Origin of the sequence: Streptococcus sp. 2106 (genome assembly GCF_013277315.1) — a bacterium.
Classification (GTDB): Bacteria; Bacillota; Bacilli; order Lactobacillales; family Streptococcaceae; genus Streptococcus; species Streptococcus pseudopneumoniae.
This window is the reverse complement of the sequence record NZ_VMMS01000103.1, coordinates 18694-27278: the sequence shown is the minus strand read 5'-3', so window position 1 is coordinate 27278 and position 8585 is coordinate 18694. Positions and strand designations below refer to the sequence as shown.

Here is an 8585-nt window from a genome sequence, read left to right as displayed (position 1 = left end):
AAGTCAGTCACATATATACCCTAAGGCGACGCTGACGTGGTTTGAAGAGATTTTCGAAGAGTATTAACTATTATGCTTTACAAACTAGTGTGGAAGTGGTATACTATAGCTGAAGCTACTAGTAGGTATTACAAAATAGATTAGAAGGGAGAAGGGATGAAAGAAACTCAACTGTTAAAAGGTGTTCTTGAAGGTTGTGTCTTGGATATGATTGGTCAAAAAGAGCGGTATGGTTATGAGTTGGTTCAGACTTTGCGAGAGGCTGAATTTGATACTATCGTTCCAGGAACTATTTATCCTTTGTTGCAAAAGTTAGAAAAAAATCAATGGATAAGAGGCGACATGCGCCCGTCGCCAGATGGTCCAGATCGGAAGTATTTTTCGTTAACCAAAGAAGGAGAAGAGCGTGTCTCGGTCTTTTGGCAACAATGGGACGATTTGAGTCAAAAAGTAGAAGGGATTAAGAATGGGGGTTAAACCATGAAGAAAATGAAGTATTATGAAGAAACAAACAATTTGTTGCATGAGTTTTCTGAGGACAATCAGCAGTATTTTGAGGAACTGTGGGATAGTTTTAATCTTGCTGGATTTCTCTATGATGAAGACTATCTCAGAGAGCAGATCTATTTGATGATGCTAGATTTCTCAGAAGCAGAACGAGATGGCATGAGTGCAGAGGATTATTTAGGTAAGAATCCTAAAAAAATAATGAAAGAGATTCTCAAGGAAGCACCACACAGTTCTATCAAGGAGTCCCTTTTAACACCAATTTTTGTCCTAGTGGTATTACGTTACTATCATCTACTGGGTGATTTTTCTAAAGGTCCTCTCTTAACAGTCAATTTGCTTACTTTTTTAGGGCAACTTCTTCTTTTTCTGATTGGATTTGGACTTGTGGCCACAATCTTACGTTGGGGCTTAGTCCAAGATTCTCCTAAAATGAAAATTGGCACCTATATTGTCGTTGGGATTCTTGTCCTTCTAGTTGTTCTGGGATATGTAGGAATAGGAAGTTTTGTACAAGAAGGAGCATTTTATCTTCCTGCTCCCTGGGATAGTTTCCTTGTCTTTACGCTTTCTCTAGTCATCAGTATTTGGAATTGGAAAGAAGCTGTCTTTCGTCCCTTTGTCAGTATGATTGTTGCCCATCTTGTGGTGGGTTCTCTGCTCCGTTATTATGAGTGGATGGGCATTTCAAATGTTTTCCTCACAAAGATTATTCCTTTAGCTGTCCTCTTTATTGGAATCTTTGTCTTGTTCCGTGGGTTTAAGAAGATAAAATGGAGTGAAATATAGTCAAAAAGCCGTTGCAAAGCGGTTTTTTGTTATAATTAAATGAAGAATGTAGAATTAAAGGAGAAAAATTTGATGAGATACATAACTCTTGGTCAAGATGACAAAGAATTATCAGAAATTGTTCTCGGAATGATGAGAATAGAAGATAAGTCTGTAAAAGAAGTTGAAGAGCTTGTAGAAACAGCACTTTCTGTTGGAATCAATGCTTTCGACTTGGCTGATATTTATGGTCGTGGTCGTTGTGAAGAACTGCTAGGTCTTGTCCTAAAAAATCGTCCAGATTTAAGAGAAAAGATGTGGATTCAGTCCAAATGTGGCATTCGCATTGAAGAATTTACCTATTTTGATTTTTCTAAGGACTATATTATAAAATCAGTTGACGGTATTTTGCAAAGATTGAAGATTGATCATCTAGATAGCTTGCTTCTTCATCGACCAGATGCTTTGATGGAATCTGACCAAGTAGCAGAAGCCTTTGATCTCCTTTATAAACAAGGTAAGGTTCGAGATTTTGGAGTTTCTAATCAAAATCCTATGATGATGGAGTTACTTAAAAAAGATGTCAAGCAGCCGTTAGCTGTTAATCAGCTACAATTGAGTGCGGCTTTTACTCCAGGATTTGAATCAGGTTTTCATGTTAATATGGAAGATAGTCAAGCAGCTATGCGAGATGGCAGCATTTTTGAATATTGCCAATTACACGATGTGGTCATTCAAGCCTGGTCTGTCTTACAATTCGGGTATTTTAAAGGGAATTTTGTTGGAAATGAGAAATTTCAAGCTTTAAATCAAGTACTTGATCGTTTAGCTATTAAATATGGAGTAACCCCTTCAACTATTGCCATTTCTTGGATATTGCGTTATCCAGCAAAAATGCAGGCAGTCGTAGGTACCACAAATCCTAATCACTTGAGAGAAGTTAGCCAAGCGGCAAACTTTAGCTTAACAAGAAAAGAATGGTATGAAATTTATCTTGCAGCAGGGAATAATTTGCCGTAAGTAGAAGCAGATGTAAATAAATCACAGTCAAAAAGCCGTTGCAAAGCGGTTTTTTTGTTATAATGAAGGGAAGAATTATTGATTTTAAAGGAGAATAACATGACTTTTGAAGAAATCCTGCCTGGGTTAAAGGCTAAGAAAAAATATGTACGAACTGGTTGGGGAGGTGCTGAAAACTATGTCCAACTTTTTGACACTATCGAGCAAAATGGGGTTGCACTTGAAGTGACGCCCTACTTCCTAATCAACGTTTCTGGCGAAGGAGAAGGTTTTTCCATGTGGAGTCCGACACCTTGTGATGTTTTGGCAACGGATTGGGTAGAAGTGCATGACTAAACGTGTACTCATTACAGGAGTGAGTTCAGGGATCGGATTGGCTCAAGCTCGCCTCTTTTTAGAGAAGGGCTATCAAGTTTATGGAGTTGACCAAGGTGAAAAGCCACTCTTAGAGGGTGATTTTCACTTTTTACAGAGAGATTTGACCTTGGACTTGGAACCTATTTTTGACTGGTGCCCTCAGGTGGATGTTTTGTGTAATACTGCCGGAGTTTTGGATGATTACAAACCACTGTTGGAACAAACGGCGCAGGACATTCAAGAGATTTTTGAAATCAACTACATGACTCCTGTTGAGTTGACTCGGTATTATTTGACACAAATGCTGGAAAATAAAAAGGGAATCATCATCAATATGTGTTCCATTGCTTCTAGCCTAGCAGGTGGAGGTGGTCACGCCTATACTTCATCCAAGCATGCCTTGGCTGGCTTCACCAAGCAGTTGGCTCTAGACTATGCTGAAGCTGGGATTCAGGTCTTTGGGATCGCTCCAGGAGCAGTCAAGACGGCTATGACCGCTGCGGATTTTGAGCCAGGAGGCTTAGCTGACTGGGTGGCTAGTGAAACACCAATCAAGCGCTGGATTGAACCAGAGGAAATAGCAGAAATTAGCCTTTTCTTAGCAAGTGGAAAAGCGAGTGCCATGCAAGGACAAATCTTGACAATAGATGGCGGCTGGTCTTTGAAGTAGGAGGATCTGATGGAAGTCAAAAGACACTTTGGAGTCTACGCTGTTTGCTTAGAAAATGGGAAGTTACTCTGCATTGAAAAAACGAGAGGCCCTTATCAACATCGGTATGATCTACCTGGAGGCAGTCAGCAACTTGGTGAAGGACTGACGGAAACGCTGACTAGAGAAGTTATGGAAGAGACGGGATTTACTGTTAGAAGCTACTCTAATCCTCGAATCTACGATGTTTTCGTCAGGGAAGAGTTAAAAAATTTTATAGTTCACCATGTCATGGCCTTGTATGATGTAGAAATGAATGAGAGTGCACCTCAAGTTACGACTTCGGAAGCTGTGTCTGATGGTGCGAATGATTCACTTGGATATATTTGGATGGATATTCAAGAGATTACAGAAGAAAATGTATCGCCATTAGTCTTGAAGGTTAAGTCTGAATTATTAGGACTTCCAGAACTGGACAAGACTTTTTACATGAATTGGAAGGTGAAGTAGAGGGATAATGGAACTATTTAAAACATGGAAGAAAAATATGGTTCTCTATGGTCTTAAATCTCAAATTGGAACTATCTACCGAAACAATGATAGGACAACAAGCTTTTATGATGTTGGGAATTTTCTATACCTAGCAGGGGAGTTGGATTCCAGATTTTGGGAAGATTTTGTTAGAAAATATGGTTCAGATTATAAGATTATTATTTCAGAAAATACTAATTGGCAAGATTTTCTGCATCGGAAAGTGGGGCTAAATTCTTTTACTCGCTATTCTTTTAAAGATAAGGCAAATTTTCAAGTTAAATTTCTAAATGATCTAGTTACTCATTTAGAGGAAAATTACAATATTGTGCCTATTAATAATCATATTTATAACTGCTTTTCTACGGAAGAATGGTCACAGGATTTACAGGGGGATTTTGAGTCCTATCAGGATTTTGTTTTAAAAGGTGGATTTGGCTTTGTGATTCTTAAAAATAATGAACTGATTGCTGGGATTTCCTCAGGGTTAGTTTACAGTGAAGCAGTTGAAGTGGAAGTTGCAACTAGACCAAGCGAACAAGGAAATGGATTTGCTAAAAAGCTTGGTGCTGCAATGATTTTAGAGAGTTTAAATAGGGATATGTTTCCACTTTGGGATGCTCATAACGAGGCTTCCAAAAAAGTAGCAGAATTTTTAGGATATGAGTTAGTTGAACCTTATGAAGCTTTTGAGCTAGAGGAAAGCTTCATATAATTATATATGATATTGTATCTTTTAAGACGAGGTGAATGGCTATGAAAAAGCAACTTGCCCTTAGTGGCGAAAAAATTCTTGAAAAAATTTATCCTCAACTATTGCACCACGTCGGTATGATTCGTGGGGAATACTTATTGAGAGAGCTTAATCAAAACATCCTATTAGCAAATTGTCAGCAATTTGTGAAAGATTATCTTGATACCATTTGCTCCTTGTACTCAGATGAAGAAGTTTGGTATCGTTTTTCTGAATTAACGAATATAGAAGCCAATTGTTTAGAGGGAACTAAAGAGCATTTTGACGAAGGGCATCCCTTGTTTGGTTATAGAGGAACTAGGCGTTTACTGGCGTGTCCGAATGAATTTCAGGCTGAAGCAAATGTTGTTACAGAAGTTTATCAAACCAATCCCAATCTGTCTGTTATTTTTCCTTTTGTCAATGATGCCGACCAATTAAAGCAAGCTATTAGAGTATTACATCAGCATGGTTTTACTGGGAAAGTCGGAACGATGATTGAATTACCGTCAGCGTATTTTGACTTGGATAGGATACTGGAAACGGGCATTTCAAAGATTGTAGTTGGAATGAATGATTTGACTTCTTTTGTTTTTGCGACCGTGAGAAACAGTCAATGGCATGATATGGAAAGTCTAATAATGTTAGATATGCTAAGAGATATGCAGGATAAAGCAAGGATGAAAAAGATTGATTTTGCTGTAGCAGGCTATCTGAATACTTCTTTCATACAAAAAATGAATCAGTTGGGTATCAAGTGCATTATCCACTACAGTTCTATTCCAGAGATTTTTAATTTAGAAATTGACCATCCAGATCATCTTAAACACATAAAAGAAGAAAGTAAAAAATTACAAAGGAGTAACCCATGACACCGCAAGAAATGTGGAATGCATACAAGAAAATTAACCCCTCTATAGGAGATGAAATCGATGCTTGGTCTTTTGGAGTGGAACCAGACCTTTTAGCAGATTTGGTTTTAAGAGGCGAAAAGACTGCAACAGCATCAGCCTACGATCTCTATGCACTAGAAGACGAGTCTCTTCCTCAAGAAGGAACTTTTGATGTCATTTTAGATAGTCAAAATCAGGCTGTCTGTATTGTTGAAATTACAAAGGTTTCTGTCCAGCCCTTCAATCAAGTTTCTGCTGATCATGCCTTTAAGGAAGGGGAAGGTGACAAATCCCTAGCCTATTGGCGTCAGGTTCATGAGGACTTTTTCACAGAGTGGATGAGGGAGGCAGGACAGAATTTTACACCTGACAGCAAAGTTGTTTTAGAAGAATTTCGCAAGGTCTACCCCCTGTAGACTGCTAGACGGAAGAAAGTTTTGGAAATTGCCGTCCAATCCTTTTTTCTCAAGCAAAATATGATATAATAAGTTTGTTTGAAGAAGAGCAGCAGCTCTTAAACTTAGAATAGGAGAAAATTATGCAAGCAGTTGAACATTTTATTAAACAATTTGTTCCTGAACATTACGATTTATTTTTAGACTTGAGTCGTGAGACCAAGACGTTTTCAGGGAAGGTGACCATCACTGGTCAAGCACAGAGTGACCGTATTTCCCTTCACCAAAAAGACTTGGAAATCGCTTCTGTAGAAGTTGTAGGGGAAGCTCGTCCATTTACAGTTGACCATGAAAATGAAGCCCTTCATATCGAATTGGCTGAGGCTGGTCAAGTTGAAGTGGTTATCGCTTTCTCAGGAAAAATTACAGACAACATGACAGGGATCTATCCTTCTTACTACACAGTTGATGGAATCAAGAAGGAAGTCTTGTCAACTCAGTTCGAGAGCCATTTTGCGCGCGAAGCTTTCCCATGCGTGGATGAGCCAGAAGCTAAAGCAACTTTTGACCTCTCTCTACGTTTTGACCAAGCAGAAGGTGAATTGGCCTTGTCAAACATGCCAGAAATCGATGTTGAAAACCGCAAGGAAACAGGTATCTGGAAGTTTGAGACAACACCTCGCATGTCTTCTTACTTGTTGGCCTTTGTTGCTGGTGATTTGCAAGGGGTGACCACTAAAACTAAGAATGGTACCCTCGTTGGTGTATACTCTACCAAAGCACATCCACTTTCTAACCTTGATTTCTCTTTGGACATTGCCGTTCGCTCTATCGAGTTTTACGAAGATTACTACGGAGTCAAGTATCCAATCCCTCAATCTCTCCATATCGCCCTTCCTGACTTCTCAGCTGGAGCTATGGAAAACTGGGGTCTTGTGACCTACCGTGAAGTTTGCTTAATTGTAGATGAAAACTCTACATTTGCCAGTCGTCAACAAGTTGCCCTTGTTGTGGCACATGAATTGGCTCACCAATGGTTTGGTAACCTCGTAACTATGAAATGGTGGGATGACCTTTGGCTCAATGAAAGCTTTGCTAACATGATGGAATATGTCTGTTTGGATGCCATTGAGCCAAGCTGGAATATCTTTGAAGATTTCCAAACAGGTGGAGTACCTCACGCTCTTGAACGCGATGCGACTGATGGTGTTCAGTCTGTTCACGTCGAAGTCAAACACCCAGATGAAATCAATACGCTCTTTGATGGCGCTATCGTCTATGCCAAAGGAAGCCGTCTCATGCACATGCTTCGTCGTTGGCTAGGTGATGCCGATTTTGCCAAAGGTTTGCATGCCTACTTTGAAAAACATCAGTACAGCAATACAATTGGTCGTGACCTTTGGGATGCTCTTGGTCAAGCATCTGGCCGTGATGTCGCAGCTTTCATGGATTCTTGGTTGGAACAGCCTGGTTACCCAGTTCTTACTGTCAAAGTTGAAAATGATGTCTTGAAGATTTCACAAAAACAATTCTTCATCGGTGAGAACGAAGACAAGAACCGTCTCTGGGTTGTGCCACTGAATAGTAACTGGAAAGGCTTGCCTGATACACTTGAAACAGAAAGTATCGAAATCCCTGGCTACGCAGCCCTTCTTGCTGAAAACAAAACAGCACTTCGTCTCAACACAGAAAATACAGCCCACTACATTACAGACTATCAAGGAGACTTGTTAGATGCTGTTCTTGCTGACCTAGTTGATCTTGATAACACAAGCAAATTGCAAATCGTCCAAGAACGTCGTTTGCTTGCTGAGGCAGGACACATTTCTTATGCAGACTTGCTCCCAGTCCTTGATAAACTTGCTAAAGAAGAATCTTACCTTGTCGTTTCAGCTGTTTCTGAAGTCATTTCTGCCCTTGAGCGCTTTATCGATGAAGGAACAGAAGCTGAAAGAGCCTTCAAAGCCTTGGTTGCTAAATTGGCTCGTCACAACTATAACCGTCTTGGTTTTGAAGCTAAAGACGGAGAATCAGATGAGGATGAATTGGTTCGTCAGTTGGCTGTTTCGATGATGATTCGCTCAAATGATGCAGAAGCTAGTCAAGTCGCTAGCCAAATCTTCGCGGCTCACAAGGAGAATCTTGCAGGACTTCCAGCAGCTATTCGCTCACAAGTTCTGATCAATGAGATGAAACATCATGAGACTAAAGACTTGTTAGCACTTTATCTTGATACTTATACTCATGCAACAGATGCTGTCTTTAAACGTCAGTTGGCATCTGCTCTTGCCTATAGTAAAGATGCGGACAATATCCAAACCTTGATTGCTGCTTGGAAGGACAAATTTGTGGTGAAACCACAGGACTTGTCTGCTTGGTATTACCAATTCCTAGCTCATCAAGCAACTCAGAAAACAGCTTGGTCTTGGGCGCGTGAAAACTGGGCTTGGATTAAGGCAGCCCTTGGTGGAGATATGAGCTTTGATAGCTTTGTTATCCTTCCTGCTCATGTATTTAAGACTCAGCAACGCTTGGCGGAATACAAGGAGTTCTTTGAGCCGCAACTTTCTGACCTTGCTCTTAGCCGTAACATCGGTATGGGAATCAAGGAAATTGCAGCGCGTGTTGACTTGATTAGCCGTGAAAAAGCTGCAGTCGAAGCAGTTGTTCTTCAATACGGAAATGCATAAATAAGCCTAAAATAAAAAGAAAACTCAGCTATCTCATGTAAA

Annotated in this window: 10 protein-coding genes; all 10 read left to right on the top strand. The window is 39.9% G+C overall.

Annotation, left to right across the window (positions count from 1 at the left end; genetic code table 11):
* Window positions 1-156 precede the first annotated feature (156 nt).
* The 10 genes from HT723_RS10165 (at window position 157) to HT723_RS10120 (ending at window position 8543) form a co-directional block, all read left to right on the top strand.
* Window positions 157-477, top strand: a complete 321-nt coding sequence (locus tag HT723_RS10165) for a PadR family transcriptional regulator (protein WP_000665417.1) — start codon at window positions 157-159, stop codon at window positions 475-477.
* Window positions 478-480: 3 nt separating this feature from the next.
* Window positions 481-1296, top strand: coding sequence for a hypothetical protein (locus HT723_RS10160; protein WP_100104025.1), 816 nt, complete (start codon window positions 481-483; stop codon window positions 1294-1296).
* 72 nt (window positions 1297-1368) lie between these two features.
* Complete coding sequence (locus tag HT723_RS10155; RefSeq protein WP_001269443.1) at window positions 1369-2295, top strand: aldo/keto reductase family oxidoreductase; 927 nt, start codon at window positions 1369-1371, stop codon at window positions 2293-2295.
* Between the two features lie 99 nt (window positions 2296-2394).
* A complete protein-coding gene (locus HT723_RS10150; protein WP_000141913.1) occupies window positions 2395-2631 on the top strand; it encodes a DUF2829 domain-containing protein in 237 nt (78 codons plus the stop codon).
* Window positions 2624-3322, top strand: a complete 699-nt coding sequence (locus HT723_RS10145; RefSeq protein ID WP_119943540.1) for a 3-oxoacyl-ACP reductase — start codon at window positions 2624-2626, stop codon at window positions 3320-3322. Before HT723_RS10150 ends, HT723_RS10145 begins: the two co-directional genes overlap by 8 nt.
* A gap of 9 nt (window positions 3323-3331) precedes the next feature.
* A complete protein-coding gene (locus HT723_RS10140; RefSeq protein WP_119943542.1) occupies window positions 3332-3811 on the top strand; it encodes an NUDIX hydrolase in 480 nt (159 codons plus the stop codon).
* 7 nt (window positions 3812-3818) lie between these two features.
* Entirely contained in the window at window positions 3819-4547 is a 729-nt protein-coding gene (locus tag HT723_RS10135) for a GNAT family N-acetyltransferase (protein WP_172935141.1), read from the top strand.
* A 41-nt stretch (window positions 4548-4588) separates the two neighbouring features.
* On the top strand, window positions 4589-5437 hold the full coding sequence (locus tag HT723_RS10130) for a putative PEP-binding protein (protein ID WP_172935140.1): 849 nt from the start codon (window positions 4589-4591) through the stop codon (window positions 5435-5437).
* Window positions 5434-5874: an ASCH domain-containing protein gene (locus tag HT723_RS10125; protein ID WP_119946677.1), complete on the top strand. Its 441-nt coding sequence runs from the start codon at window positions 5434-5436 to the stop codon at window positions 5872-5874. The genes HT723_RS10130 and HT723_RS10125 overlap by 4 nt, the downstream gene beginning before the upstream one ends.
* A 122-nt stretch (window positions 5875-5996) precedes the next feature.
* On the top strand, window positions 5997-8543 hold the full coding sequence (locus HT723_RS10120; protein WP_172935139.1) for a M1 family metallopeptidase: 2547 nt from the start codon (window positions 5997-5999) through the stop codon (window positions 8541-8543).
* Window positions 8544-8585 lie beyond the last annotated feature (42 nt).